This window comes from Pararoseomonas baculiformis, from assembly GCF_017813395.1.
GTDB classification, from domain to species: domain Bacteria; phylum Pseudomonadota; class Alphaproteobacteria; order Acetobacterales; family Acetobacteraceae; genus Roseomonas; species Roseomonas baculiformis.
The window spans coordinates 101,279-125,991 of sequence record NZ_JAGIZB010000008.1 but is presented as its reverse complement, the minus strand read 5'-3'; the positions used below and the strand labels follow the sequence as shown (position 1 = coordinate 125,991).

26 protein-coding genes and 1 tRNA gene are annotated in these 24,713 nt (G+C 69.0%); 20 read left to right on the top strand and 7 right to left on the bottom strand.

Going from position 1 to position 24,713, the window contains the following annotated elements; translation table 11 throughout:
- Positions 1-25 precede the first annotated feature (25 nt).
- The 8 genes from J8J14_RS25425 (at position 26) to J8J14_RS10300 (ending at position 5,720) form a co-directional block, all read left to right on the top strand.
- Positions 26-154, top strand: coding sequence for a hypothetical protein (locus J8J14_RS25425; protein WP_280842920.1), 129 nt, complete (start codon positions 26-28; stop codon positions 152-154).
- The gene (locus J8J14_RS10330; protein WP_209379418.1) at positions 151-882 is read left to right on the top strand and encodes a metal ABC transporter ATP-binding protein; all 732 of its coding nucleotides are present in this window, start codon (positions 151-153) and stop codon (positions 880-882) included. The genes J8J14_RS25425 and J8J14_RS10330 overlap by 4 nt, the downstream gene beginning before the upstream one ends.
- A gap of 4 nt (positions 883-886) precedes the next feature.
- On the top strand, positions 887-1,756 hold the full coding sequence (locus J8J14_RS10325; RefSeq protein ID WP_245215634.1) for a metal ABC transporter permease: 870 nt from the start codon (positions 887-889) through the stop codon (positions 1,754-1,756).
- A 78-nt stretch (positions 1,757-1,834) separates the two neighbouring features.
- Positions 1,835-2,053 (top strand): hypothetical protein, encoded by a 219-nt coding sequence (locus J8J14_RS10320; protein WP_209379417.1) that lies wholly within the window; start codon positions 1,835-1,837, stop codon positions 2,051-2,053.
- Positions 2,054-2,113: 60 nt separating this feature from the next.
- On the top strand, positions 2,114-2,464 hold the full coding sequence (locus tag J8J14_RS10315) for a RidA family protein (protein WP_209379416.1): 351 nt from the start codon (positions 2,114-2,116) through the stop codon (positions 2,462-2,464).
- A 7-nt stretch (positions 2,465-2,471) separates the two neighbouring features.
- Complete coding sequence (locus tag J8J14_RS10310) at positions 2,472-3,410, top strand: potassium channel family protein (protein ID WP_209379415.1); 939 nt, start codon at positions 2,472-2,474, stop codon at positions 3,408-3,410.
- Positions 3,411-3,556: 146 nt separating this feature from the next.
- Entirely contained in the window at positions 3,557-4,558 is a 1,002-nt protein-coding gene (locus J8J14_RS10305; RefSeq protein WP_209379414.1) for an NAD-dependent epimerase/dehydratase family protein, read from the top strand.
- A 13-nt stretch (positions 4,559-4,571) separates the two neighbouring features.
- On the top strand, positions 4,572-5,720 hold the full coding sequence (locus J8J14_RS10300) for a DegT/DnrJ/EryC1/StrS family aminotransferase (RefSeq protein WP_209379413.1): 1,149 nt from the start codon (positions 4,572-4,574) through the stop codon (positions 5,718-5,720).
- Positions 5,721-5,765: 45 nt separating this feature from the next.
- Here J8J14_RS10300 and J8J14_RS10295 read toward each other — a convergent pair whose 3' ends face one another.
- Positions 5,766-6,509: a sulfite exporter TauE/SafE family protein gene (locus tag J8J14_RS10295; protein ID WP_209379412.1), complete on the bottom strand. Its 744-nt coding sequence runs from the start codon at positions 6,507-6,509 to the stop codon at positions 5,766-5,768.
- Positions 6,510-6,619: 110 nt separating this feature from the next.
- Between J8J14_RS10295 and J8J14_RS10290 the strand changes: the two genes are divergently transcribed.
- Complete coding sequence (locus J8J14_RS10290) at positions 6,620-7,312, top strand: ArsR/SmtB family transcription factor (RefSeq protein ID WP_209379411.1); 693 nt, start codon at positions 6,620-6,622, stop codon at positions 7,310-7,312.
- 22 nt (positions 7,313-7,334) lie between these two features.
- Here the strand turns inward: J8J14_RS10290 and serB are convergent, their stop codons facing one another.
- Entirely contained in the window at positions 7,335-8,228 is an 894-nt protein-coding gene (serB, locus tag J8J14_RS10285; protein ID WP_209379410.1) for a phosphoserine phosphatase SerB, read from the bottom strand.
- Positions 8,229-8,256: 28 nt separating this feature from the next.
- Between serB and miaA the strand changes: the two genes are divergently transcribed.
- From miaA to J8J14_RS10260, 5 genes are all read left to right on the top strand, one after another.
- Complete coding sequence (miaA, locus tag J8J14_RS10280) at positions 8,257-9,219, top strand: tRNA (adenosine(37)-N6)-dimethylallyltransferase MiaA (RefSeq protein WP_209379409.1); 963 nt, start codon at positions 8,257-8,259, stop codon at positions 9,217-9,219.
- Positions 9,220-9,279: 60 nt separating this feature from the next.
- A complete protein-coding gene (locus J8J14_RS10275; protein ID WP_209379408.1) occupies positions 9,280-11,073 on the top strand; it encodes an acetolactate synthase 3 large subunit in 1,794 nt (597 codons plus the stop codon).
- Between the two features lie 2 nt (positions 11,074-11,075).
- On the top strand, positions 11,076-11,591 hold the full coding sequence (ilvN, locus tag J8J14_RS10270) for an acetolactate synthase small subunit (protein WP_209379407.1): 516 nt from the start codon (positions 11,076-11,078) through the stop codon (positions 11,589-11,591).
- A 71-nt stretch (positions 11,592-11,662) separates the two neighbouring features.
- Positions 11,663-12,679, top strand: a complete 1,017-nt coding sequence (gene ilvC, locus J8J14_RS10265) for a ketol-acid reductoisomerase (RefSeq protein ID WP_209379406.1) — start codon at positions 11,663-11,665, stop codon at positions 12,677-12,679.
- A gap of 312 nt (positions 12,680-12,991) precedes the next feature.
- Positions 12,992-14,578 (top strand): 2-isopropylmalate synthase, encoded by a 1,587-nt coding sequence (locus J8J14_RS10260; protein WP_209379405.1) that lies wholly within the window; start codon positions 12,992-12,994, stop codon positions 14,576-14,578.
- Between the two features lie 122 nt (positions 14,579-14,700).
- On the opposite strand, the gene J8J14_RS10255 is transcribed toward J8J14_RS10260, so the two are convergent.
- On the bottom strand, positions 14,701-14,943 hold the full coding sequence (locus J8J14_RS10255) for a hypothetical protein (protein WP_209379404.1): 243 nt from the start codon (positions 14,941-14,943) through the stop codon (positions 14,701-14,703).
- 193 nt (positions 14,944-15,136) lie between these two features.
- Between J8J14_RS10255 and J8J14_RS10250 the strand changes: the two genes are divergently transcribed.
- The 6 genes from J8J14_RS10250 (at position 15,137) to J8J14_RS10225 (ending at position 20,990) form a co-directional block, all read left to right on the top strand.
- Entirely contained in the window at positions 15,137-16,180 is a 1,044-nt protein-coding gene (locus J8J14_RS10250; protein WP_209379403.1) for a rod shape-determining protein, read from the top strand.
- Between the two features lie 146 nt (positions 16,181-16,326).
- Entirely contained in the window at positions 16,327-17,196 is an 870-nt protein-coding gene (mreC, locus tag J8J14_RS10245) for a rod shape-determining protein MreC (protein WP_209379402.1), read from the top strand.
- A 20-nt stretch (positions 17,197-17,216) separates the two neighbouring features.
- Positions 17,217-17,756, top strand: a complete 540-nt coding sequence (gene mreD / locus J8J14_RS10240; protein WP_209379401.1) for a rod shape-determining protein MreD — start codon at positions 17,217-17,219, stop codon at positions 17,754-17,756.
- A 10-nt stretch (positions 17,757-17,766) separates the two neighbouring features.
- The gene (gene mrdA, locus J8J14_RS10235; RefSeq protein ID WP_209379400.1) at positions 17,767-19,659 is read left to right on the top strand and encodes a penicillin-binding protein 2; all 1,893 of its coding nucleotides are present in this window, start codon (positions 17,767-17,769) and stop codon (positions 19,657-19,659) included.
- Positions 19,656-20,819, top strand: a complete 1,164-nt coding sequence (rodA, locus tag J8J14_RS10230) for a rod shape-determining protein RodA (protein WP_209379399.1) — start codon at positions 19,656-19,658, stop codon at positions 20,817-20,819. Before mrdA ends, rodA begins: the two co-directional genes overlap by 4 nt.
- A 95-nt stretch (positions 20,820-20,914) precedes the next feature.
- Positions 20,915-20,990 (top strand) — tRNA-Lys (locus J8J14_RS10225).
- Between the two features lie 134 nt (positions 20,991-21,124).
- Here the strand turns inward: J8J14_RS10225 and J8J14_RS10220 are convergent.
- From J8J14_RS10220 to J8J14_RS10205, 4 genes are all read right to left on the bottom strand, one after another.
- Positions 21,125-21,493 (bottom strand): hypothetical protein, encoded by a 369-nt coding sequence (locus tag J8J14_RS10220; protein ID WP_209379398.1) that lies wholly within the window; start codon positions 21,491-21,493, stop codon positions 21,125-21,127.
- A gap of 445 nt (positions 21,494-21,938) precedes the next feature.
- Positions 21,939-22,859, bottom strand: coding sequence for a hypothetical protein (locus J8J14_RS10215; protein WP_209379397.1), 921 nt, complete (start codon positions 22,857-22,859; stop codon positions 21,939-21,941).
- Positions 22,859-22,996: a hypothetical protein gene (locus J8J14_RS10210; protein ID WP_209379396.1), complete on the bottom strand. Its 138-nt coding sequence runs from the start codon at positions 22,994-22,996 to the stop codon at positions 22,859-22,861. The genes J8J14_RS10215 and J8J14_RS10210 overlap by 1 nt, the downstream gene beginning before the upstream one ends.
- A gap of 163 nt (positions 22,997-23,159) precedes the next feature.
- Positions 23,160-24,710 (bottom strand): oligosaccharide flippase family protein, encoded by a 1,551-nt coding sequence (locus J8J14_RS10205; RefSeq protein WP_209379395.1) that lies wholly within the window; start codon positions 24,708-24,710, stop codon positions 23,160-23,162.
- Positions 24,711-24,713: the final 3 nt, after the last annotated feature.

Sequence of the window (24,713 nt, the reverse complement as noted above, 5' to 3'; positions counted from 1 at the left end):
CATCGGTATGTTATGTCGTAACACCATGACCAGCCGCCTCGCCCTTCCGCAGGATCCCCTTGCCCTTTCAGCCGGCGTGCTGCCGCGCCTGGGCTGGGCGATGCTTGTCGCCGCCGCGCTCTGGGGCGCCGTGTTCTGGGCCCTTTCCGCATGAGCGGCGCGATCCGCCTGCGCGACGTCACCCTGTCGCATGACCGGCATCCGGCGGTGCACCACCTGTCCGGCGAGTTCGCGCCGGGGAGCCTGACGGCCATTGTCGGCCCCAACGGCGCGGGCAAGACGACGCTGCTGCGCGCCATCGCCGGGCTGCATCCGGTGGATGAGGGCCGGATCGAGCGCCCCGTGGAGCGCATCGCGCTGCTGCCGCAGATGTCCGCGCTGGACCGCAGCTTCCCCATTGCCTGCCTCGACGTCGCGATGCTTGGCCACTGGCGGCGCTGCGGCGCGCTGGGGGCCATCGGGCGGGCGAGCCGGGCCCAGGCGGAGGCCGCGCTGGAGGCTGTGGGGCTGGGGGGCTTCGCGCGCCGGCCTGTGGGCAGCCTCTCGGCCGGCCAGTTCCAGCGCCTGCTTTTCGCCCGGCTGCTGGTGCAGGACGCACCGGTCATCCTGCTGGACGAGCCCTTCAACGCCGTGGATGCCCGCACCGCCGCTGATCTGCTGCGGCTGGTCCGGGACTGGCATGGGCAGGGGCGGACTGTCGTGGCGGTGCTGCATGACCTGGAACTGGTGCGGCGGGAGTTCCCGGAGACCCTGCTGCTGGCCCGTGATCCCGTGGCCTGGGGCGCCACGGAGCAGGCCCTGGCGGCCGCGAACCGACTGCGCGCCCGCATGATGGCCGAGGGCTGGGACGAAGCTGCCGCCGCCTGCGAACGCGCTGCCTGATCCCTTGCTCTACGAACTGCTGATCGCGCCCTTCGCCGAATTCGGCTTTCTCAGGCGCGCCCTTGTCGGGTGCCTCGTGATGTCCGTCGCGGCACCGCCGCTCGGCGTGTTCCTGATGCTGCGGCGGATGAGCCTGACGGCCGATGTGCTGGCCCATGGCATCCTGCCCGGTGTGGCCGCCGGCTTCATCCTGGCCGGGCTGTCAGTCACGGCCATGTCGGTCGGCGGGCTAGTGGCGGGGCTGGCCGTCACCCTCGGGGCCGGTGCCCTGTCACGCGCCACGGGCGGGCGGGAGGACTCGGCCCTCGCCGCTCTCTATCTCGTGGCGCTGGCGCTGGGCGTGACGATGATCTCGGCCTCGGCCGGTTCCGTGGAGCTGACCCATCTCCTCTTCGGGAGCGTGCTGGGCGTGGATGATCCGGCGCTGCTGATGATGGCGGGGGTCGCGACCTTCACCCTCGGCGCGCTGGCCTTCGCCTGGCGCCCCCTGGTGCTGGAATGCTTCGATCCCTCCTTTGCGGCGGCCGAAGGGGCAAGGGGCGGGGCCTGGCACCTCCTGTTCATGGGGCTGGTGGTGCTGAACGTCCTAGCGGCCTTCCAGGCGCTGGGCACGATGATGGCGGTGGGGCTGATGATGCTTCCCGCGGTCGCCGCCCGGCACTGGGCGCGCGCCGTGGGCGGGATGGTCTATGCGGCGGTGGGCATCGCCGTGCTTGCCTCGGCCTCCGGCATCCTTCTCTCCTATCATCTGGATGTGCCCACCGGGCCGGCTGTGGTGCTCGCCGCCGGGGCTGCCTGGATCGTCTCCGTGCTCGCGGGCCCGGTGGATGGAGTGCTCGCCCGGGTCATGCGCCGGCGCCATCTGGCAGGCTAGGCCGGGCGCTCCCGGCATCGCCTTCCATGCGCCTTGTGCGTTGTGGCGGAAGATGACCGGCCAGCAGGGAGCGGCGTGATGGCGACGAAATGGGATAGCCAGCTGGAACAGGCCCTGGCCGCCAGGGGCACGGTGACCTTCACCTGCCTGGAGGGCGAGAAGGACGAGATCGCCGCCGCGGCGGAAGCGGTGGGCGCCCGCCAGGGGCTGCGCCCGCAGCTCGACCGTGCCCCGGCGAACGGGATGCGGGTCGGGTTCCGGCAGGAGCGCGGGCCGGATGGCGCGCCGGTCAGCTGACGGCTTGCCGTTCGGGGCGCCCGTGCCACCCTGGACCGCCATAGCTGAGGAATGATTCGCATGGACATCCGCCGCATCGCTGAGGAGGAGCGCCTGAGTGGCGCCGTGATCTCCGGTGGCTTCATCTTCCTGGCCGGGCAGGTGGCCGACGACCCGAGCCTGGACGCCGAGGGGCAGACGGCCGACATCCTCGCCCAGATCGACACGCTGCTGGAGGATGCGGGCACGGACAAGCGCGCCCTCCTGTCCGTGCAGATCATCCTCGCGGATATCAATGACGCCCCGGCCATGAACCGCGCCTGGGATGCCTGGCTCGACCGTTCGGCCAAGCCGGCCCGCATGACCATCCAGGCGGCGCTGGTGAACCCGCAATGGAAGGTGGAGATCACCGGGATCGCCCGGGCGCCGTAGCGCGGCGATGAGGCTCTTTGCTGGGGACCGGGCCTGGCTCCGCCCCTTTCTGGCGACCATGGGCCTGGCGGTGGTGGTGGCCGGTGGGGTGGGGGATGGCGGGCTCTTCTTCCCGCTGGTGGTGCTGGCCGCGGCCGCGCTTGGCTTCGGGATGTTGTTCCGCCTCTTCCCGGAGGGGCTGGACTTCGCGCTGGGCACCGCCGTGGGCTTCGCGACCTATGCCGCCCTGTTCACGGTGGTGGGGCAGTCCGCCTACCCCGATGCGTCGGAGCTGGCGGAGGGCACGGCCTTCCTGCTGCCGGTGCTGGCCTTCCTCTGGGCGGTCCGGCGGAACAGGGCACGGCTGCGCTACATCGTGGCGGGAGGGGAGCCGCCGGACACGGAGCATCTGCGCCGCATCGGCCGGTTCCTGCTGCTCACGGCCCTGGTCGCGGTGGCCAGCCTTTCCTTGCCTGCAAACCGGCTCGGCCCCTCGATGCAGGGCGTGGCCATGGTCGCGGGCTCAGCGGTGATCAGCCTGCTCGCCGCCCGTTCCGTTCGGGAACTGGTGCGGCTGCTGGTGGACATGGCGCAGGTCATGGATGCGATCAGCCGGCGCGCCGTGGCGCTGATGGTGCCCATCGCGACCTATGCGGCCCTGTTCTCGCTGATCGCGGTGGTCTTTGCCTGCCTTTTCCGGATCGCGGACGGGCTTTCCCGCGCGCCGCTCTTCGCCGGTCCGGGAGGGGCGATCGAGCTCACCTTCCGCGATGCGCTCCATTTCTCGGTCGTGACCCTTTCCACCGTCGGCTATGGCGATATATGGCCGGTCGATGACGGCGTCCGCCTTCTCGGCGCGGCCGAGGTGCTGGCGGGGCAGATCCTTCTGCTGTTCGGCTTCTACGAGATCACGCGCAGCCGCCTCTCCGCGAAGGAGTTGCCTGGCCGCGACGACGAGACGCGTTGAGGAGGGCGCCCAGGGCAGGCGCCCAGGGAGCGCCGTAATTCGGTCCCGGTTCCGCCCTTGGGCAGGGCCAGTTTGAGATGAGGACGGGCCAGCCGGGATGACGGCATTCGGGAACCCTGGAATCCTGGCAGGACGAGGTGCGCGGCATGGTGGGTGATTGGCGTGGCAGGCGGGTGCTGGTCACGGGCGGGGCGGGGTTCCTCGGCTCGGCGCTGTGCCATGCGCTGGGGGCGGCGGGCGCCGAGGTGATCGCGCTGGACGCACTGCTTCCGGGAACAGGCGCGCGCCGGGCCAATCTGGAGGGCAGCGGCGCCCGGCTGGTGGAGGACGACCTGCGGGACGCGGATCTTCATCCCCTCGCCGAAGGGGTGGAGGTCGTGTTCAACATGGCCGGCCAGACCAGCCATGCGGGCAGCCAGGCAGACCCCTTCACCGACCTGGCCATCAACGGCCATGCGCAGCTGCGGCTGATCGCGGCGCTGCAGCGCGTGGCCCCGGGGGCGCGGGTGGTGCATGCCTCCACCCGCCAGTTCTACGGCCGGCCGCAGGTCCTGCCTGTGCCGGAGAGCCACCCGATCGTGCCGCCGGACAACAACGGCGTCTCGAAGTTCGCGGCTGAGCAGTACTGGCTGCTGGAGCACCGCGTGCACGGGCGGCCCGTGGCCGCGCTGCGCCTGACGAATTGCTACGGCCCGCGCATGCGGGTGGTGGATGCCAGGCAGACCTTCCTGGGCATCTGGGTGCGCCGCGTGCTGGAGGGCGACCCCTTCGAGATCTGGGGCGGCGCGCAGCTGCGCGACTTCTCCTATGTCGATGACGTCGTGGCGGCCTTCATCGCCGCGGCCGAGGCGTTGGCGGCGAAGCCGGACCAGGTGGCCGGCCGCGCCTTCAACCTGGGCGGCGATGCCCCGATCAGCCTGCAGGACCTGGGCGACGCCATGGTGGCCGCGGCGGGGGAGGGGCGTTATGTGCTCAAATCCTTCCCCGCAGAGCGCGCCGCCATCGATATCGGCTCCTACCACGCGGATGACCGTTCGTTCCGGGCCGTGACGGGCTGGGCGCCGCGCGTCACGCTGGGGGACGGGCTGCGCCGCACCGTGGACTGGTTCCGCCCCCGCCTTCCCGCCTATCTCTCCGACGAGACCTAAGGACCGCCGTCCGATGAACGCACAGGACATCACCGTGCCGCAGGCCGATCTGGGCGCCGCCTACCGCGCCCAGAAGGATGCGATCGACGCCGCCGTCAGCCGCGTGCTGAACAGCGGCTGGTACATCCTGGGCCAGGAGGGCGCGGCTTTCGAGGCGGAATACGCGGCCTGGCTCGCTGCCGGCGGCGATGCGCCCGCCATGCATGCGGTGGGCTGCGCCAATGGCACCGATGCCATCGCGCTGGTGCTGCGGGGACTGGGCATCGGGCCGGGCTGCACGGTCGCGACCGTGTCCCACACCGCCGTCGCGACCGTGGCCGCCATCGAGATGACCGGCGCGACGCCGCTGCTGATCGATATCGACCCGAAGACCTTCTGCATCGATCCGGCCGAGCTGCTGGAAGCGATCCGCAACCCGCCGCCGGGGCTGCCGCCGATCCGCGCGGTGATCCCCGTGCATATCTATGGCCATGCCTGCGACATGGATGCCATCCTCGGCCCCTGCCGCGAGGCCGGGATCGCGGTGGTGGAGGATGTGGCCCAGGCGCATGGCGGCCGGCTGAACGGGCGGATGCTCGGCACCATCGGCGATGCCGCGGCCTTCAGCCTCTATCCCACCAAGAATCTCGGCGCCCTGGGCGATGCCGGCATCACCGCCACGCCGGATGCGCAGCTGGCCAAGCGCATGTCCGCCATTCGCCAGTATGGCTGGCACAAGCGCTACATCTCGGACGAGGTGGGCGTGAACACCCGGCTGGACGAGATCCAGGCTGCCATCCTGCGGGTGCGCCTGCCGCTTCTGGACCAGGGCAATGCCCGCCGCCGGGAGATCGCCGCGGCCTATGACGCCGCTCTGGCGAATAGCCCCTTTGCCGTGCCCTATCGTGCCCCGGGGGTGGAGCATGTGTTCCACCAGTATGTGGTGCGCGTGCCGAACCGCGAGGCGGTGATGGAGCGGCTGCGCGCCCTGGGCGTGATGACCGCCATCCATTACCCCGTGCCGGTGCATGAGCAGGGCGCCTATACCGGGCGGGTGGCGACGGGCCCCTCGGGCTGTGTGGAGACCTCCCGCGCGGCGCGGGAGGTGATGAGCCTTCCGGTTTTCCCGGAGATGACCGACGCGCAGCTGGAGAAGGTCTGCTCCGCGTTGCGGATGCTGTGATGCCGGCCGACCGGGGGAAGCGGGCTTCCCCCGGTCCCGCGCTGGCTAGCCCAGTCCGCGCGCCACGAGCTGCACCCCCAGCACGAGAAGCCCAAGGAAGAACCAGCGCCGGAAGGCCTCCGGGCTCACGCGCCGCCGCAGCGCCGTGCCGAGCCACATCCCGACCAGGGCAGGGATGAGGGCGACGAGGGACCCCCAGGCGAGATCCGCGTTGAACACGCCCGCACCGCCGAGCGCCACCGCAAGCGCCAGTGTGGAGACAGTGAAGGAAAGGCCGAGGGCCTGGACAAGCTCGTCCCGCGTAAGGCCGAGGGCGCCGAGATAGGGCACGGCGGGGATCACGAAGACGCCGGTCGCGCCGGTGACCAGCCCCGTGGCGGCCCCGGTGAGCGGCCCGGCCCAGCCCTCATGCCGGGGCGGGATCCGGGGGAGCTTCCAGGGCAGGAGCCCGATCGCGGCATAGGCCAGCAGCGCGGCGCCGAGGCCCGCCATGGCAGCGCGGGTGTTGTCACCGGTCAGCAGCCCGGCACCGGCCCAGCTTCCGAGGCAAACCCCGGCGAGCATGGGCCAGAGCCGGCGCAGGAGGGCGGGCAGACCGGGCCCGCCGGCCATCTGCCAGATATTCGTGACGACCGAAGGGAAGACGAGCAGGGCCGCCGCCGCCGCAGGCGCCATGAGCGAACCGAGGACGCCCATGGCGACGGTGGGCAGGCCGAGCCCGATAACACCCTTCACGAAGCCGGCCAGGGTAAAGACGGCGGCAATGGCGGCGATCAGCGCGGGGTCCATGTGTTCTCCGGGGACGGTGCGATGCCGCCCATCCTGGAAGGGCTCGCCCGGGCGATGCTGCGGTGCGTGCCGTAGCATGGGCTGCCCGGGCCGGGCTATGCGGATGCATTATGGTCAGCACCGCCGCCCTTGCCGAGACCGCTGCCGCCCTGGGCGACCCCGCCCGGCTGAACATGCTGGCGGCGCTGATGGACGGACGGGCCCTGACGGCGGGAGAGTTGGCGGGCGTGGCCGGCGTGGCGCCGACGACGGCCAGCGGGCATCTGGCGCGGTTGCTCGATGCCGGGCTGCTGGCGGTGGAAAAGCAGGGGCGGCATCGGTATCACCGGCTGGCATCGCCGGATGTGGCGCGGGTGCTGGAAGGATTGATGGCCCTTTCGGCCACCCGGCCCCGGCCGCAGCCACGCACGGGGCCGCGGGACTCGGCCCTGCGTGAGGCCCGCACCTGTTACGACCACCTGGCCGGGCGCGTGGCGGTGGGCATGGCCGACGCGATGGTGCAGCGGGGCCATCTGGACCTCTCCCCCGATGGCGGGGTGCTGACGGAGGAGGGCGGACGCTTCCTGGCGAGGCTGGGCGTCGCCGTGCCGGCCACGAGGAGCCGCCCCTTCTGCCGCCCGTGCCTGGACTGGAGCGAGCGCCACCCGCATCTGGCGGGGGCGCTGGGCGCGGCGCTGTGCCGGCGCTGCCTCGAACTGGGATGGATCCGGCGGCTGGAGGGTTCGCGCGCGCTCAGCATCACCCCCGCCGGGCGCCTCGGGCTGCGGGAAGCCTTCGGTCTGGTCCCGGCGCCTGCCCCGTGAGCGAGGGGGCTGGATTCGGGGTTCAGTCCGCCAGGATCTCGGTGGCGCGGTAGCCCTGGGCATAGAGCAGGGCGCGGAGATCGGCATGGTCCACCCTGGCGCGGGCCGCGCTGGCGACCACGGGCTTGGCCCGGTACGCCACGCCCAGCCCGGCCGCGCCGATCATGGCAAGGTCATTCGCGCCATCGCCCACCGCAATCGTCGCGGACATCGAAAGTCCCTTCTCGGCGGCGAGGCGGGTGAGGGTGGCCAGCTTCGCGTCCCGGTCGAAGATCGGCTCGGCCACGGTGCCGGACAGGACCTTTCCGTCATCGATCAGCGTGTTGGAATGGTGGCTCTGGAAACCGCAGAGTTCCGCGACCCGCCCGGTGAAGAAGGTGAATCCGCCTGAGGCAAGGGCGCAATGGGCGCCATTGGCCGACATGGTCCGAACCAGGGCGCGGGCACCCGGCATGAGGTGGGTTTCCCTCCAGGTCGCCTCCAGCGCATCCAGCGCGAGGCCCTTGAGCATGGCAACGCGTTCCCGCAGCGCGGCGGAGAAGTCGAGCTCGCCATTCATGCTGCGGCGGGTGATCTCGGCCACACGCTCCTTCAGCCCCGCATAGGCAGCCAGCTCGTCCAGCGTCTCGCTGGTGACGATGGTGCTGTCCATGTCCGCGATCAGAAGGCGCTTGCGGCGTCCCTCAACAGGCTGGGCGATGGTATCCACCGGCGCGGCCTGCAGGGCGGCGCGGGCGGCGGCGGCGGCCTGATCAGGATCCAGCCCCGAGAAGGGCAGGTCCACGGCCTCGCCCTCGGCCAGCCAGTCCGGCGCGCTCGGGTCGGCCCCGAGCGCCGCGAGGGCATCGCGGATGCGGGTGATCATGCCCGGCGAGATCTGGCCTGGGGGTGCGATAAGGGTGAGGACATGCGACATGGGCGCGGTTCATGCCCCTGGACCCGAAATGGAGCAACCGCCTGCCCTCCTGATTGCCGGACCGACCGCTTCCGGCAAATCCGCCCTTGCCCTCAATCTCGCACAGCACCTGGGCGGGGTGGTGATCAATGCCGATTCCATGCAGGTCTATCGCGAGCTCCGCGTCCTGACGGCCAGGCCTTCTCCGGAAGAGGAGGCCATGGTGCCGCATGACCTCTATGGCGTGCATCCGGCGGCCCAGGCCGCATCCGTCGCCTGGTGGCGGGACGCCGCGCTGCAGGCCATGGGGCGTGCCCGTGCGGCCGGCCGGCTGCCGATCCTGTGCGGCGGGACCGGGCTTTATTTCAGCAGCCTGACCCGGGGCCTTTCCGAGATGCCGCCCATACCCCGGGAGGTGCGGGAGGAGGCGCGGCGCTTGCTAGCGGAGGAAGGACCCGTCGCCCTGCATGCCCGGCTGCAGGCCGCGGATCCCCGCAGCGCCGCCAAGCTGCGCCCCGGGGACAGCCAGCGCCTGGCGCGCGCCTGGGAGGTGTGGCGCGGCACGGGGCGCGGACTGGCCGAATGGCAGGCGGTGGCGCCGGCAACCGGCCCGGCGCCCTATGCCTTCCGGGCGATCCTGATCGATCCGCCGCGGGATGCCTTGCGGGCCGCGATCGGCGCGCGCTGGCAGGCCATGCTGGACGCCGGCGCGATGGAGGAGGTGCGCGCCCTCCGCGCCCAGGAGCTGGATCCCTCGCTGCCGGCCATGCGCGCCCATGGGGTGCCGGAGCTTTCGGCGGTGCTGGATGGCCGCATGGCGCTGACCGAGGCAGGGCGGCGCGCCTGCCTGGCCATCGGCCAGTACACGAAGCGCCAGGCCACGTGGTTCCGGAACCAGCCGCTCGCTGACCCGAGCGCCACGCATATCATCAATGCGCGAATCGGTGGTCTCGCGCAATTTTCGGAAAGTCAAAACGGGGAAATCTTATCATTTCTGAAAAACATGCATTGACCCCGGCAGAGCAGACCCGTAGACCACCGGCCCGCGCAACCCTCTCCGAGGAAAAGCCGCATGTCCGCGACCCTTCCTGCCCAGACTGATCAGAGCACCCTGACGGGCGCCGAGATCGTCCTTCGTGCGCTGAAGGATCAAGGCGTAGAGGTAATCTTCGGCTATCCGGGCGGCGCGGTACTTCCGATCTACGATGCGCTGTTCCAACAGAACGCCATCCGCCACATCCTGGTGCGGCACGAGCAGGCCGCCGTGCATGCCGCGGAAGGCTATGCCCGCTCGACCGGCAAGGTGGGCTGCGTGCTGGTAACATCAGGTCCCGGCGCCACCAATGCGGTGACGGGGCTGGTGGACGCGCTGCTCGACAGCATCCCCATCGTCTGCCTTACCGGGCAGGTGCCGACCCATCTGATCGGCAACGACGCCTTCCAGGAGGCGGACACGACCGGCATCACGCGCCCCGCGACCAAGCACAACTACCTCGTCAAGAAGATCGGCGACCTCGCTCGTACGGTGCATGACGCCTTCTACGTGGCCCGGTCCGGCCGTCCGGGCCCGGTGGTGATCGACCTGCCCAAGGACATTCTCCTGGCGAAGGGCGGGTATGAGGAGGCGCCGAAGGAGGAGCACCGCTCCTACCGGCCCCAGACCCGCCCGGATGCGGAGTCCATCCGCCAGGCCGTCGCGTTGCTGAAGGGCGCCAAGCGGCCCGTGGTCTATGCGGGCGGCGGCGTGATCAATGCGGGCCCCGAGGCGAGCGAGCTTCTGGCGAAGTTCGTGCGCATGGCGAACATGCCCTGCACGAACACCCTCATGGGGCTCGGCGTGTTCCCTGCGAGCGATCCCCGCTTCATCGGCATGCTTGGGATGCACGGCACGGTCGAGGCGAACCTCGCCATGCATGGCTGCGACGTGATGTTCAACATCGGCGCGCGTTTCGATGATCGCGTGACCGGGCGGCTGAATGCCTTCTCCCCGGGATCGAAGAAGATCCATGCCGATATCGACCCGTCCAACATCAACAAGAACGTCAAGGTCGATGTTCCCGTCGTCGGGGACGCCGCCGAGGTGCTGCGCGCCCTGATCGAGGCCTGGCAGGCCGATGGCGCCGAGCAGGACCGCGAGGCGCTGGCCGGCTGGTGGCGCGAGATCGACAGCTGGCGGACGCGGGACTGCCTTCGCTACGAGCAGAGCGGCAGCATCATCAAGCCGCAGCATGCCGTGAAGCGCCTGTACGAGCTGACCCGTGAGAGCGGCCGCGATACCTTCATCAGCACCGAGGTGGGCCAGCACCAGATGTGGGCCGCCCAGTATTTCGGCTTCGAGAAGCCGAACCGCTGGATGACCTCGGGCGGGCTGGGCACCATGGGCTATGGCCTGCCTGCCGCCGCCGGCGTGCAGATCGCCCATCCAGATGCGCTGGTGATCGATATCGCCGGCGAGGCCTCGATCCTGATGAATATCCAGGAGATGGGCACGCTGGCGCAGTACCGCCTGCCCGTGAAGGTCTTCATCCTGAACAACGAATACATGGGCATGGTGCGCCAGTGGCAGGAGCTGCTGCATGGCTCCCGCTATTCCGAGAGCTATTCCGCCGCGCTGCCCGATTTCGTGAAGCTGGCCGAGAGCTTCCACGCCCGCGGCCTGCGCGCGACGGATGCAAGCCATCTGGACGAGGTGATCCGCGAGATGATCGCGCATCCCGGGCCGGTGATCGCCGATATCGCGGTGGACCAGAAGGAGAATGTCTTCCCGATGATCCCCTCGGGCGCGGCGCATAATGAGATGATCCTCGGGCCGGGCCAGGCGGGCGGCGTCGCGGGCGTGACCGATGAAGGCAAGGTGCTGGTCTGAGCATGTCCGACCTGATGCAGCGCACGGCGACGATCGCCGTGCTGGTGGAGAATGAGGCGGGCGTGCTCGCGCGCGTGATCGGCCTCTTCTCCGGCCGGGGCTACAATATCGAGAGCCTGACCGTGGCCCCGGTGGACGAGGAGCGGCGCCTGTCGCGCATCACCGTCGTCACCACCGGGACGGACATGATCATCGAGCAGATCAAGGCGCAGCTCGACCGGCTGGTGCCGGTTCACAAGGTTTCGGACCTCTCCATGGAGGGGCCGCATCTGACGCGGGAGCTGGCTCTGATCAAGGTCGTCGGCCGCGGCGAGGCCCGCATGGAGGCGCTGCGCCTGGGCGATGCCTTCCGCGCCCGCGTGGTGGATGCCAGCCATGAGAGCGCGACCTTCGAGATGACCGGCACGGCCGAGAAGATCGACGCCTTCGTGGCGCTGATGCGGCCGCTCGGCCTGGCGGAGGTGTCCCGCACGGGTGCCGTCGCCATCGCGCGCGGCCCGCGCAGCCTGGCCGCCTGAGAGCCGGGCCGGACGGCGAAGCGCCCGGCCCCGGACCGATACCAGCGTTTTCGACCCAAGGGGGAGTGCAGATGCGCGTTTACTATGACCGCGACGCGGACGTGAACCTGATCAAGGCCAAGAAGGTCGCGGTCATCGGCTTCGGCAGCCAGGGCCATGCCCATGCCATGAACATGCGCGATTCCGGCGTGAAGGATGTCGTGATCGGCCTCCGTCCCGGCGCCTCCGCGAAGAAGGCCGAGGCCGCCGGCTTCAAGGTGATGTCCCCCGCCGACGCGGCTAAGTGGGCCGATGTGGTGATGGTGCTGACGCCCGACGAGGGCCAGGGTGACCTGTACCGCGAGCACCTGCACGCCAACATGAAGGAGGGCGCGGCCCTTGCCTTCGCGCATGGCCTGAACGTGCATTTCAACCTGCTCGACCCGCGTTCCGACATCGACGTGTTCATGATCGCGCCGAAGGGCCCCGGCCACACGGTGCGCGGCGAGTACCAGAAGGGCGGCGGCGTGCCCTGCCTCGTGGCCGTTCACCAGAACCCCTCGGGCAACGCGCTGGAGATCGCGCTGTCCTATGCTTCCGCCATCGGCGGCGGCCGTTCGGGCGTGATCGAGACGACCTTCAAGGAAGAGTGCGAGACCGACCTGTTCGGCGAGCAGGCCGTGCTCTGCGGCGGCCTGGTGGAGCTGATCAAGGCGGGCTTCGAGACGCTGGTCGAGGCCGGCTACGCGCCGGAAATGGCCTATTTCGAGTGCCTGCACGAGGTGAAGCTGATCGTCGACCTCATCTATGAGGGCGGCATCGCCAACATGAACTACTCGATCTCCAACACCGCCGAGTATGGCGAGTATGTCACCGGGCCGCGCATCATCACCCCCGAGACGAAGGCGGAGATGAAGAAGGTGCTGGAGGACATCCAGACCGGCAAGTTCGCCCGCGACTGGATGCTGGAGAACAAGGTGAACCAGGCGAGCTTCAAGGCAACCCGCCGGAAGCTGGCCGAGCACCCGATCGAGCAGGTGGGCGAGCGCCTCCGCGGCATGATGCCCTGGATCAAGAAGAACCAGCTCGTCGACCAGACGAAGAACTGACCCGGTTCGCGGGGCCCCGGAGAGGGGTCCCGCGAGACCATTCCATGCTTGCCTCGATCCGATCCAGGACGTAGCTTCCCGGCCATGCAGGCGAACCCCGCCCGTTTCGCGCCTTCCAGGCCCGGCCCGCTGGCCGTGGGCCTTGCGCGCCCGGCGATCGCTCTCCTTCCGCTTCTCCTTCGACTTCGCCGCCCCTGGGCGTGACGCGCGGCTGACCAGCCGGCATCGCTCAGGGGGTTCCCCGGGCATCGCGCCCGCCTGTGATCATCGGCAAACGGCAAGCCCCGCAACGGGCAACGAAGGACGGCTCCCATGGCCATGAACCATCCCAGCTTCGGCAAGATCGCCGACGACCGCGTCATCATCTTCGACACCACGCTGCGGGACGGCGAGCAGTCGCCCGGCTTCTCCATGAACCTGGAGGAGAAGCTGCGCATGGCGGAAAGCCTGGCGGAGCTGGGCGCGGATGTGCTGGAGGCCGGCTTCCCCATCGCCAGCTCCGGCGATTTCGAAAGCGTGCTCTCCATCTCCCAGCGCTTCGCCAAGGACGGGCCGGTGGTCTGCGGCCTGTCCCGCTCCGCCGATGCCGACATCATCCGCGCCGCCGAGGCGATCAAGCCCGCGGCGCGCGGCCGCATCCACACCTTCATCTCCACCTCGGAGCTGCACATGCGCGTGAAGCTGCGCATGTCGAACGAGGATGTTCTGGCCGCCGTGGTGCGCAGCGTGGCGCTGGCCCGCCAGCACACGGATGACGTCGAATGGTCCGCCGAGGATGGCAGCCGCACGGATCCGGACTTCCTGTGCCGCTGCGTGGAAGCCGCGATCAAGGCCGGCGCGACCACCATCAATGTTCCGGACACGGTGGGCTATGCCCTGCCAGAGGACATGACCCGCATCTTCACCATGCTGCGGGAGCGTGTGCCGGGCGCCGATGGCGTGATCTTCTCCACCCATAACCATGACGATCTGGGACTGGCCGTGGCCAACACCCTGGCCGCCATCCAGGCCGGCGCCCGGCAGGTGGAGTGCACGATCAACGGCATCGGCGAGCGCGCGGGCAATGCCAGCCTGGAGGAGGTGGCGATGGCGCTGCGCACGCGCGGCAACGCCATCCAGCGGGCCACCGGCATCCACACGCCGAATATCCTGCGCACCTCTCGCCTGCTGGCCACCATCACCGGCTTCGACGTGCAGCCGAACAAGGCGATCGTTGGCCGCAATGCCTTTGCCCATGAGTCTGGCATCCACCAGGACGGCGTGCTGAAGGACGCCTCCACCTACGAGATCATGACGCCGGAAAGCGTGGGCTGGACCACCAACTCCCTGGTTCTGGGCAAGCATTCCGGCCGCGCGGCCTTCCGCGACAAGCTGAAGGCGCTGGGCTACGAGCTGGGCGACAACGCGCTGAACGATGCCTTCCGCCGCTTCAAGGACCTCGCTGACCGCAAGAAGGTGGTCTACGACGAGGACGTGGTGGCCCTGGTGGACGACGAGGTGGTCCGCCAGCATGACCGGGTGAAGCTCACGGCGCTGACCGTCACCTCCGGTTTGAACACCCGCCCGATGGCCACGCTGAAGCTGGAGATCGACGGCGAGGAGGTCGAGGGCATGGCGGTCGGCGACGGTGCCGTGGACGCGACCTTCAATGCGATCCGCGCAGCCTATGCACATGATGTCGCGCTGAAGCTCTATGCCGTGCAGTCCGTCACGGGTGGTACCGATGCCCAGGCGCGGGTGACGGTCCGCTTCGAGGAGCAGGGCAAGCTGGTGGACGGGCAGGGGGCGGATACCGATACGATCGTCGCCTCCGCCCGGGCCTATGTGCATGCGCTGAACAAGCTGCTGGTGAAGCGGCAGCGCACGGCGCCGGCGGAAATGGCTGTGCCGGCCGAGTAGGACGTGGCGGGCGGCCGCGGATGGCGGGGCCGCCCGGACACCCGGCGGGGTAAGCCGCAAAAGAGAAGGGCGCCCCCTTGCCGGGGGCGCCCTTCATCGTTTCGGGCCCTGCGGCCGCCGGCTCAGCGCCAGGCGGGGCGGCCGAGGTTGACATCGCGGCCGCTGGTCAGCGCACCGCCGGCCGCGCCGGCCGCGCCGCCGATCAGGGCGCCGGTGCCGGCATTGCCGCCGGTGATAGCCGCGACGCCCGCGCCGGCGCCGGCGCCGAGAAGGCCACCGGAGACCGCCCGGTCACCGGTGCTGTAGCCGCAGGCGCCGAGGCCAAGGCTGGCGACGGCGAGGATGGCGAGGCTGGTCTTCCGCATGGGGTTGTTCCTGGCAATGTTGAACGATGCCTAGGGAACGCAATCCATCCCAGGCGGTTGCGGGCGTGTCATCTTGCGCAACGGGCCGCGTTTCCGGCTTGAGTGGCCCGAGCCTTGCGGCTAGTCACCCGTCATCATCGCTCCCTGGCCGGGCGTCCCGGCCGCTCCACGCCCTTTCCGAGGTCATACGCGCATGTTCTCCCGCCTGTTCGGCTTCCTCTCCGCCGACATGGCCATCGACCTCGGCACGGCGAATACCCTGGTCTATGTGAAGGGCCGCGGCATCGTCCTGAACGAGCCGTCTGTGGTGGCCATCGCGGATATCCGCGGCCGCAAGCAGGTGCTGGCCGTCGGCGAGGAAGCCAAGCTCATGCTCGGCCGTACGCCCGGGAACATTGCCGCCATCCGCCCCCTGCGGGACGGCGTGATCGCCGATTTCGAGGTGGCGGAGGAGATGATCAAGCACTTCATCCGCAAGGTGCATAACCGGCGGAGCTTCGCCTCCCCGATGATCATTGTCTGCGTTCCTTCGGGCTCCACGGCGGTGGAGCGCCGGGCCATCCAGGAAAGCGCCGAATCGGCTGGTGCCCGGAAGGTGCTGCTGATCGAGGAGCCGATGGCGGCCGCCATCGGCGCCGGCCTGCCCGTGACGGAGCCCTCCGGCTCCATGATCGTCGATATTGGCGGCGGCACCACGGAGGTGGCCGTGATCTCCCTCGGCGGCATCGTCTATGCCCGCTCCGTCCGGGTGGGCGGGGACAAGATGGACGAGGCCATCATCTCCTACATCCGACGCCAGTTTAATCTGCTGATCGGCGAGAGCACGGCCGAGCGGATCAAGATGGAGGTCGGCTCCGCCGCCCCGCCCGAGGATGGGGATGAGGGGCGCGTGACCGAGGTGAAGGGGCGGGATCTGATGAACGGGGTTCCGCGGGAGGTCTATGTCTCCCAGCGCCAGATCTCCGAGAGCCTGGCCGAGCCGGTCTCGCAGATCGTGGAAGCGGTGAAGGTCGCGCTCGAGAACACCCCGCCGGAACTGGCGGCCGATATCGTGGACAAGGGCATCGTCCTGACCGGGGGCGGTGCGCTGCTGCATGGGTTGGACAATGTGCTGCGCGAGGCGACCGGGCTTCCCGTGAGCGTCGCGGAGGAAGCGCTTTCCTGTGTTGCCCTTGGCACGGGTCGTGCGTTGGAAGAGATGAAGCGGCTTCGCCACGTGCTGTCTTCCATGTATTGATCCCCGGTGGGGGAGACAGCACGGGCCGAGTCCCGTGCTGCCTGGGTTCTGTGAGTAATCTTCACGATCAAAGGCTTGCATGGCGATCATCCCGCACGGGATGAAGCGCGCCTGTTGATGGAACCGATGGTGGAGGGGAGATCGGCATGATTCGTCTGAGCGTCCCTCTCCGGCAGGCGCTGGCCCGGCTCTCCGTGCCCGTGCTGATCGCGGCCGGCTTCGGCACCATGCTGCTCGGCAAGGCTGACACGCTGCTGGTCGAGCGCACGCGGATGGCGCTGGCCGATCTTCTCGCGCCCCTCTACGCCGTGGCCGCGGAGCCGATCGGCGCGGTCCGTCATGCCGTGACCGAGGCGCAGACCTTGTTCTACCTGCAGGAGGAGGCGGCGCGTCTGCGCCTGGAGAATGATCGGCTGCATCGTTGGCAGGCCGCCGCGCTCGCGCTGGAGGCGGAGAACGCGCTGCTCCGCCGTCAACTCTCCTTCGTGCCCGACCCGGCGCCCCAGTTCCGCACCGCGCGGGTTGTGGCGGATGCGGGCGGCACCTATGCGCGGGCCGTGCTCATCTCCACTGGCCCATTCCTGCAGGTGCAGAAGGGACAGGTGGCGCTGGACGAGCGCGGGCTGGCCGGGCGCGTGACCGAGGTGGGTGCGCGGTCGGCCCGTATCCTGCTGGTCACCGACATGAACAGCCGAATCCCCGTGGTCCTGGAGGGTTCCCGCGCGCGGGCGATGATGGTGGGCACCAATGGCGCGCGCCCCCGGCTGCAGCACTGGCCCTCCGGCATGCAGCCGCGGGAGGGGGACCGGGTGGTCACCTCGGCGGAATCGGCCACCTTCCCGGCGGGCCTGCCGGTCGGGGTGGTGCGGCTGGGAGAGACCGGCTGGCCGGAGGTGGAGCTTTTTGCCCAGCTGGACCGGCTGGACCTGCTTCGGATCTTTGAGTTCGGCCTGGCCGGCATCCTGCCGCCCGAGGCCGTGACGCGGCCGGACCCCTCCGTCCGCCCCCGGCGTTGAATCCCGGGGCGGGGAGGCAGATGGCCCGGAAGGGACGCCCTGCCTCGGCGCCCGGATTGCTGGCACGGCTCGATGCCATGGCGCGCGCGGCCGTGCCGACCGCGACGACGGTGCTGGCCATGATCCTTGCCGCCGCACCGGTGGGGCTGCCTTCCCTCGTGCCTGCCGTATCGCTGGCGGCTGTCTTCTTCTGGAGCCTGTTCCGGCCGGCCGCCATGCCCGCGCCCGCGGCATTCGGGCTCGGGCTGCTGCAGGATCTTCTGGGCTTCGCGCCCCTCGGCATCGGGGTATTGACCCTGCTGCTGGTACATGCGGCGCTGCTGCGGCTGCGCCGGGTTCTGGCGAAGCAGTCCTTCCTGCTGGTATGGCTCTCCTATTGCGGCTTCGCCAGCTTGGCCGTTGGGCTGGGCTTTGTCCTCCAGGCCTTGCTGAGCTGGCAGGTGCCGCCGACCACCCCTGCCATCGCGCAGCTCGGCCTCAGCATCGGGATCTATCCGGGCCTGGCCTGGCTGATGTCCTGGGCGCATCGGGCGATGGAGCGGGCCGAGGCCCTGGCATGAGGGGACGCGCATGAGCACCGCACGCAAGGAGGAGGAGGCGCGGCGCAGCGTCTTTACCCGCCGGGCGCTGCTGCTCGGCGCGGGACAGCTCGGCGCGCTGGGCTTCCTGGGCTGGCGGCTGAACAAGCTGCAGGTGGAGGAGGGGGAGCGCTACGCGACACTGGCGGAGGAGAACCGCATCTCCGCCCGGCTGGTGGCGCCGCCCCGTGGGCGCGTGCTGGACCGGGAAGGCAAGGTCATCGCCGGCAGCCAGCTGAACTGGCGGGCCCTGATCGTGGCCGAGGATGCGCGGGACGTGCCGGCGGTGCTCGACACCTTCCACCGGATCGTGCCGCTGACGGAGACGGAGCGCGCCCGGATCGAGCGGGAGGTGCGCCGCCGACGCCGCTTCATCCCGGTGACCGTGCGCGAATTCCTCACCTGGGAGGAGATGGCCCGTATCGAGATGAACGCCCCGGACCTGCCGGGCATCTCGGTGGATGTGGGCACCACCCGGGAATACCCGGAGAAGGAGCACCTGGCCCATGTCGTCGGCTATGTCGCGCCGCCGGCGGAGGCCGATATCGGGGAGGACCCGTTGCTGGAGCTACCCGGGATCCGGGTTGGCCGGGCCGGGATCGAGCGCTTCCACGACAAGGCCCTGCGCGGCCGTGCGGGATCGATCCGCCTGGAGGTGAACGCGGTGGGCCGCGTGATCCGCGAACTCGACCGGCGCGAGGGCCAGCCGGGCCAGGACGTGCAGATCAGCGTGGATTCCGAGCTTCAGCGCGCCGTGCGCGCCCGCTGCGAGGAAGGCACCAGCGCCGTGGTGCTGGATGCCCGGACCGGTGAGGTGCTGGCCATGGCCACCCAGCCCTCCTTCGATCCCAACATCTTCAACTCCGGCGTCTCATCGGCGCAGTGGCGAAGCTGGACCCGAAATCGCCAGACTCCCCTGATCAACAAGACGACCAACGGGCTTTATGCGCCGGGCTCCACCTTCAAGATGGTGGTGGCCCTCGCGGCGCTGGAAGCGAAGGTCTGCACCCCCGGGGAGCGGGTGTTCTGCCCCGGGCATTACGACCTGGGCGACACGCGCTTCCACTGCCATTCCCGCTACGGCCATGGCAGCCTCGATATGCGGGGCGCCATCAAATACTCCTGCGACGTCTACTTCTATGAGATGGCGAAGCGGATCGGGATCGATCGGATCGCGGCGATGGGCCGGCGCTTCGGCATGGGCGTGGACCTGGAAATCGAGCTGCCCGGCACGCGTCGCGGCCTGATGCCGACGAGGGACTGGCGGACATCCCAGGGCAAGCCCTGGAACCTGGGTGACACGGTGGTGCACGGGATCGGCCAGGGCTTCTACCAGCTCACCCCTCTCTCGCTCGCGACCATGACGGCACGGCTGGCGACGGGGCGGGCGGTGCAGCCGCATCTCACCCGCTCCGTCGGCGGCCGGCCCGTGAAGGGGGTGCGTCCCGAAGACTGGCCCTCCCTGGGCATCCCGGAGCGCGACCTGCGCCTGGTGCGGGAGGCGATGTGGGCGGTGGTGAATGAGGAGGGGGGCACGGCGCGCGGCGCCCGGCTGCCGGGCGGGCTGGGGCAGCTTGCCGGCAAGACCGGCACGACCCAGGTCCGGCGCGTGAGCCGCGAGCAGCGCGAGCGGGGTTTCCGCGTGGAATCCATGCCGCGTGAATGGCGGCCCCATGCGCTCTTCGTGTGCTTTGCCCCTTATGAAAACCCGCAATTCGCAGTGATGGTCATCGTCGAGCATGGGACCAGCGGTTCGGGCGCGGCCGCCCCGATCGGGAGGGACATCATGATCGATACGATCAATCGCTTCCGACAGCCCGTCTCAGCGCCGCCTGCCCGGGTGGCCGATGCCGCGCCTCCTCCCGGGGGGAACCAACGCCCATGATGCTTCGCGAACCCGCCACCTATGAGCGCCGGCTGCTCATGCGGCAGCACAGCTTCGGGATCCTGGAAAAGCTCTGGCAGATCCCGTGGCTCTTTGTGCTGATGCTCTGCGGCGTGGCCGCGGTCGGCTATGTCGCCCTGTACTCGGCCGGGGGCGGGACCCCTGACGCCTATGCCAGCAAGCATGCGCTGCGCTTCGGCTTCGGGCTGGTGATCATGCTGTCGCTCTCGCTGGTGGACATCCGGGTGATCGCGCGGTTCGCCTGGCTGGGCTACGGGCTGGGTGTGGCGCTGCTGGTGCTCGTGCTGGTGCATGGCAATATCGGCAAGGGCGCGCAGCGCTGGATCGATATCGGCCCCGTCCAGCTCCAGCCTTCCGAGTTGATGAAGATCATGCTGGTCCTCGGCCTGGCGGCCTGGTTCCACCGTGCCAGCTGGGAGCGGGTGGGCAATCCGCTTTTCCTCATCCCACCGGCCCTGGCCATCCTGGTGCCGGTCGCGCTCATCCTGAAGCAGCCCAACCTCGGCACCGCGCTGATCACCGGCATGATCGGGGCGACCATGTTCTGGGCGGCCGGGGTGCGGTGGTGGAAATTCGCGATCGGGGCGGCGGGCGTGGGCTTCGGCGCGCCCATCGCCTATGAGCGGCTGCACGACTATCAGCGAGCACGGATCACTACCTTCCTCGATCCCGAAAGCGATCCGCTGGGGGCGGGGTACAATATCATCCAATCCAAGATCGCGCTGGGATCGGGGGGGATGTGGGGGAAGGGCTTCCTGCAGGGCACCCAGGGGCATCTGAACTTCCTTCCGGAAAAGCAGACCGACTTCATTTTCACGATGATCGCCGAGGAATTCGGGTTGGTGGGCGCCCTGGGGACCCTGGGGCTGCTGGCCCTGGTGATCATCTTCGCCATGCTCACCGCCCTGCGCTGCCGGCACCAGTTCGGGCGTCTGCTGGCGCTGGGGTTGGGGATGAACTTCTTTCTCTATGTCTTCGTGAATGTGGCCATGGTGACCGGGAGCATCCCAGTTGGTGGCGTGCCGCTTCCGCTGATCAGCCATGGCGGCTCCGCCATGCTGACGGTGATGATGGGCTTCGGCCTGCTGGGCAGTGCCTATGTGCACCGGGATGCGGAATTCGCTGCCGCGCGGGAATGATGGACAAGAGGGGTTGACCCCGCCGCTGGATCGGGTAGAAGCCGCCTCACCGAGACGGCATCTGGTTCGCCGGTCCCGAAGTTGCCAAATGGCATGGGCGCATAGCTCAGTTGGTAGAGCAGCTGACTCTTAATCAGCGGGTCCTAGGTTCGAGCCCTAGTGCGCCCACCATGCCTTCCCCGACCTAAAGATTGCCCACACTTGGTTTTGCGCCGGGATACCGTCTGGGCAAGCTTCCTCAGGCCTGTTCAGACAAGCTGGAGGGCGGCCCTGGCCGCCAGGCTTCGTCCGTGTGGCTGCGAGCGCTACCTGCGGCGGGCGGCAGCGTCCACTGCGTCCCATTCCGTTGCCCGCGCCTCATCGGCTGTAAGTTTCGCCGCCAGCCTGGACCGGATGAGCCGGACCAGTGTCTCTCCGGTTCCAAGGCCCAGTCGCGCGTCGATGGCGCGAATGGCTTCCTCGGTCTGCTCGATGGCCTCGCTTTGCATGGCCGCGGCCCGGCAGGTATCCATCTCCGGAAGACCGGGGAGCGACCCTGCGACGCCTGCCAGGGCATAGCGGCTGATCGCGGCACCCAGCGTTTCCACGTCGGCGAGCGTCAGCGCAGGCGCAGGACGGCGGCGGAAAGGGATAACAACCGACAAAGCTCGGGCTCCGTGAGCAACGATGGTCACGGCCGCGTGATAGCAGAGCGATGTGTTCGCCCTATGGCTGAAATATGGGCAATTGCGCCGTATGCTGCCTTTTCGGCGACAAGAGGTTTGGCCTCCGAAAAGGGCCCCGACCTTCGCTGACGCGGCTGCCGAAGCCAAGGTTCCTGAGGCACTGTCCAGCCTGCTGCTAAGGCCTTCCCGGCAACCTTCGGCGCCCGCTCCGACTGTGGTCTAAGGCAGCGGGAGCCCCCCCGGACCCCTATGCCGCCCGGACCCTCAGACGCCGCCGCGCCAAGTGGCTGCGCCATACACGCAGCCTCCCATGATGACGATGGGAGGCCGCGCCTGGCTGGCCAACATCCGCCGCCTCGCCATGCTTCACGCCTGACGAGGCGAACTCCACCCGGTTCTCATCCTTCCGGCGTCCTTCTAGCCAGCACCAGATCAGACCAGGCTGTTCCGCACCTTACGCGGCGTTAGCTGGCGCCCTGGCGGCGTTCAGCGCCTCGATCTCCTCGCGTCCGCGCTTGGAGAAGAAGTCGTCGTCGAAGCGGTAGCTGCCGATGAAGTGGAAGCACTTGGTTTCCGCCCGCGGGCCATTGGGATGGAAGCTGGCATAGGCGGGATAGGGCAGCACGATGGCGCCCGGCGTGTTCGCAACGGCGAAGTTCGAGGCGCACTGCTCCGTGCCCCATTCGCGCCACCGCGCCGCACCGACCTGCTTCTCCATTTCCACATGGAAGCGGTGCAACTCCTCCCGCGGGAATCCACCAGGCGCAAAGCCCGCCAGGCCGGAGGAGCCTCGCACGTAGCGAAGCTGCTCATGGCCAGGATAGAGACCGAAGAGCCGCTCGGAGACCTCGCCAATATAGTCGCCCTCCAGCTCATGTGCGAAGGCGGCCGCCTCTGCCATGGAGACGATCTGGTGCCCATCCGCCATCGTGAAGGCGGTGCCGTTCTCAAGGCAGTTGACCACCTCGTTGATGTCGGGAGCGACGGCCAGCACGTCGCAGTCGAGTTGCACGACGTATTCATGGCGCGCGCGGTCGAGGATCCAGAGAATCCGCTCCCAGGTTCCGCCACGCTGGCAGGGCCCGACGTCGATGTCCTCCAGGATCTGGAACTCGATCCCCCTGACATGGTCGCGCAGCGTCTGCAGGACGCTTGCGGGCGTGTCGCGGTCCACGATCGCCACCACCTTCCCGCGGCCGACGCGGCGATAAAACGCCTTGATGCTCAGCAGGTACATCGGCACGTGCCTGGGCGAAACCATGCTCACGATGGTCCAGGGCGCATCCACCACTTCGAGCGGCGGGGTGCGGTAGATGCCCTCGATCGCTCGGTCGAACCGCCAATAGGCCACGGCGCGGCGGGTACGGTACAGCATCAGGCGATCTCCCTGTTCGTCATCGTGTCGCGTTGCGACCGCAAAAAAAGGTCCGTCGGGGTGATCGCGCCGGTGCGCACCACCCGAAACAGTCTCTGGTAGGGTCGGTTGATGAGGGCGCGAATGGCAAGGGCCATGCTGGCCTCATGTCGATCACGCCTGGATCATCTTCTCCCGACATAGGAAAAACTCGCAGCGAAGCCCGCCTTCCGTGCCGGTATGGCCGGCGGCACGGCAAGGTCTGCCGTCGTGCATCGCGAAGGCTGGGCGGCAGCTTCGTCCGGTCCTTCAGGGCGGAGCTCATGCTCTCGCCCTTCTCAGCCGCCGGAAGGAGGCGGCCGCGAAGTCGATGAGTGTGCGCTCCGGCCCGGCAGGGCTTCCGGCAAGGCGCCAGAGCCCCAGCTGTGTCGAGAGGTGAACGGCCGCACCCACCGCCACCACCACGGAAAGGTGGAGGACGGCGTCACCGGAAGTCTCGCTTCCCTGCGGCCATGCCTGGCGCACCAGGAGGACGGCGCAGGTCATTGCCACGGCAGCGGCGAAGCTGCGCCAGGCGCGGGCGCCCACGTCGCTGAGGCCATGCCCCAGCATCCGCCCGGTCTGCAGGTGCCAGATCAGCGCGTTCAGCAACCCCGTTGCCAGCATCGTGGCCAGCACGCCGGCTGTTCCGGCGAGCAGGGCCGCGGCGATGATCGCCGGCACGCGCAGGATGACGAGGGCCACGAAGACCGCGGCGAAGGAGCGCTGGCGGTCAAGCACGAGGAAAACGTTGAAGGTGAAATGCGCCATGCTGTCCACGAGGGCATACATGGCACAGAGCGCGATCAGCACATCTGCCCCGCGCCACACAGGCCCCAGCGCCAGCTGCTCGATCTCCGGTGCGACAAGCGCGATACCGACCGAAAGCGGGACAAGAACGGCGCAGAGCAGGCTGAAGCCATCGAGAAATTGCTGCCGCAACGCCGCACGGTCATGCAGGACCTGCGCATAGCCGGCGTAGATCGGGGTCCGGACTGGTGCCGCCAGCTCCGTGACCGGCACCGCCGCGATCTGGTAGGCAATGTTGTAGAATCCGACCGCTTCGACCCCGATTGCCCGCCCGAGCACGAGGTTGGGACCTTGCCCGTCGGCGGCGCTGCAGATGTTGATGACGAACATCCACTTCGAGAAATTGAGCAGTTCCCGCCAATGGACCAATGCAAAGCGGGGGCGGTGGGGTGCCAGATAGTAGGAGAACGGGATCAGGATCAGCTTGGCGATGAGATTCCCGAGAACGAGGCACCAGTAGCTCTGCAGGATCACCGCGAGCAGGATCGTCAGCGCAAAAGAGAGGAGCTTCGACGTGATCTGGTAACGGAGGATCAGGTCGAAGCGCATCTCGCGCTGGAGGCGGGTCATGCCGATGCTGACCAGCCCGTCGAGCGTCACGGTCAGGGCCACGACGAGGAGAACGGGCGCGATGCGCGCATCGCCCAGCAGGGAGGCCTGTAGATCCGCCGTGGCGGCCACGATGCCGCCGAGCAGGACGCAGCGGATCAGGTTCATCGTCCAGGCGGTATCATAGAGGTCGCGATCCACCGCAGCCCGACGAACCAGCACCACCCCGAAACCGGTTGCGGTCATGGTGTCCACGACCACGAAGGCGACCGCCGCCAGCGCCACGACGCCGAAGTCCTCCGGCAGCAGCAGGCGGACAAGGATCAGGGTGCTGACCACGCTGATGCAGCGGGCAACGAGGCGCGCCAGCACCATGGCGGCCGCGCCGGACGCGATCTTGCGCCCGAGGCCCGGTTCAGCCGGCCTGGCTCCCTCCGGCCCGGGGGCCGTGCCGAGAGTTGTCGTAGCGGACATGCG

Coding starts and splice junctions, on each gene's coding strand:
- J8J14_RS10300 (WP_209379413.1), top strand. CDS start 4,572: ATGAACGCACAGGACATCACCGTGCCGCAGGCCGATCTGGGCGCCGCC.
- J8J14_RS10205 (WP_209379395.1), bottom strand. CDS start 24,710: ATGTCCGCTACGACAACTCTCGGCACGGCCCCCGGGCCGGAGGGAGCC.
- ilvN (WP_209379407.1), top strand. CDS start 11,076: ATGTCCGACCTGATGCAGCGCACGGCGACGATCGCCGTGCTGGTGGAG.
- J8J14_RS10210 (WP_209379396.1), bottom strand. CDS start 22,996: ATGGCCCTTGCCATTCGCGCCCTCATCAACCGACCCTACCAGAGACTG.
- J8J14_RS10260 (WP_209379405.1), top strand. CDS start 12,992: ATGGCCATGAACCATCCCAGCTTCGGCAAGATCGCCGACGACCGCGTC.
- mreD (WP_209379401.1), top strand. CDS start 17,217: ATGGCCCGGAAGGGACGCCCTGCCTCGGCGCCCGGATTGCTGGCACGG.
- J8J14_RS10315 (WP_209379416.1), top strand. CDS start 2,114: ATGGACATCCGCCGCATCGCTGAGGAGGAGCGCCTGAGTGGCGCCGTG.
- J8J14_RS25425 (WP_280842920.1), top strand. CDS start 26: ATGACCAGCCGCCTCGCCCTTCCGCAGGATCCCCTTGCCCTTTCAGCC.
- J8J14_RS10320 (WP_209379417.1), top strand. CDS start 1,835: ATGGCGACGAAATGGGATAGCCAGCTGGAACAGGCCCTGGCCGCCAGG.
- J8J14_RS10275 (WP_209379408.1), top strand. CDS start 9,280: ATGTCCGCGACCCTTCCTGCCCAGACTGATCAGAGCACCCTGACGGGC.
- miaA (WP_209379409.1), top strand. CDS start 8,257: ATGGAGCAACCGCCTGCCCTCCTGATTGCCGGACCGACCGCTTCCGGC.
- serB (WP_209379410.1), bottom strand. CDS start 8,228: ATGTCGCATGTCCTCACCCTTATCGCACCCCCAGGCCAGATCTCGCCG.
- J8J14_RS10290 (WP_209379411.1), top strand. CDS start 6,620: ATGGTCAGCACCGCCGCCCTTGCCGAGACCGCTGCCGCCCTGGGCGAC.
- J8J14_RS10305 (WP_209379414.1), top strand. CDS start 3,557: ATGGTGGGTGATTGGCGTGGCAGGCGGGTGCTGGTCACGGGCGGGGCG.
- ilvC (WP_209379406.1), top strand. CDS start 11,663: ATGCGCGTTTACTATGACCGCGACGCGGACGTGAACCTGATCAAGGCC.
- mrdA (WP_209379400.1), top strand. CDS start 17,767: ATGAGCACCGCACGCAAGGAGGAGGAGGCGCGGCGCAGCGTCTTTACC.
- J8J14_RS10310 (WP_209379415.1), top strand. CDS start 2,472: ATGAGGCTCTTTGCTGGGGACCGGGCCTGGCTCCGCCCCTTTCTGGCG.
- rodA (WP_209379399.1), top strand. CDS start 19,656: ATGATGCTTCGCGAACCCGCCACCTATGAGCGCCGGCTGCTCATGCGG.
- J8J14_RS10215 (WP_209379397.1), bottom strand. CDS start 22,859: ATGCTGTACCGTACCCGCCGCGCCGTGGCCTATTGGCGGTTCGACCGA.
- J8J14_RS10295 (WP_209379412.1), bottom strand. CDS start 6,509: ATGGACCCCGCGCTGATCGCCGCCATTGCCGCCGTCTTTACCCTGGCC.
- mreC (WP_209379402.1), top strand. CDS start 16,327: ATGATTCGTCTGAGCGTCCCTCTCCGGCAGGCGCTGGCCCGGCTCTCC.
- J8J14_RS10330 (WP_209379418.1), top strand. CDS start 151: ATGAGCGGCGCGATCCGCCTGCGCGACGTCACCCTGTCGCATGACCGG.
- J8J14_RS10255 (WP_209379404.1), bottom strand. CDS start 14,943: ATGCGGAAGACCAGCCTCGCCATCCTCGCCGTCGCCAGCCTTGGCCTC.
- J8J14_RS10250 (WP_209379403.1), top strand. CDS start 15,137: ATGTTCTCCCGCCTGTTCGGCTTCCTCTCCGCCGACATGGCCATCGAC.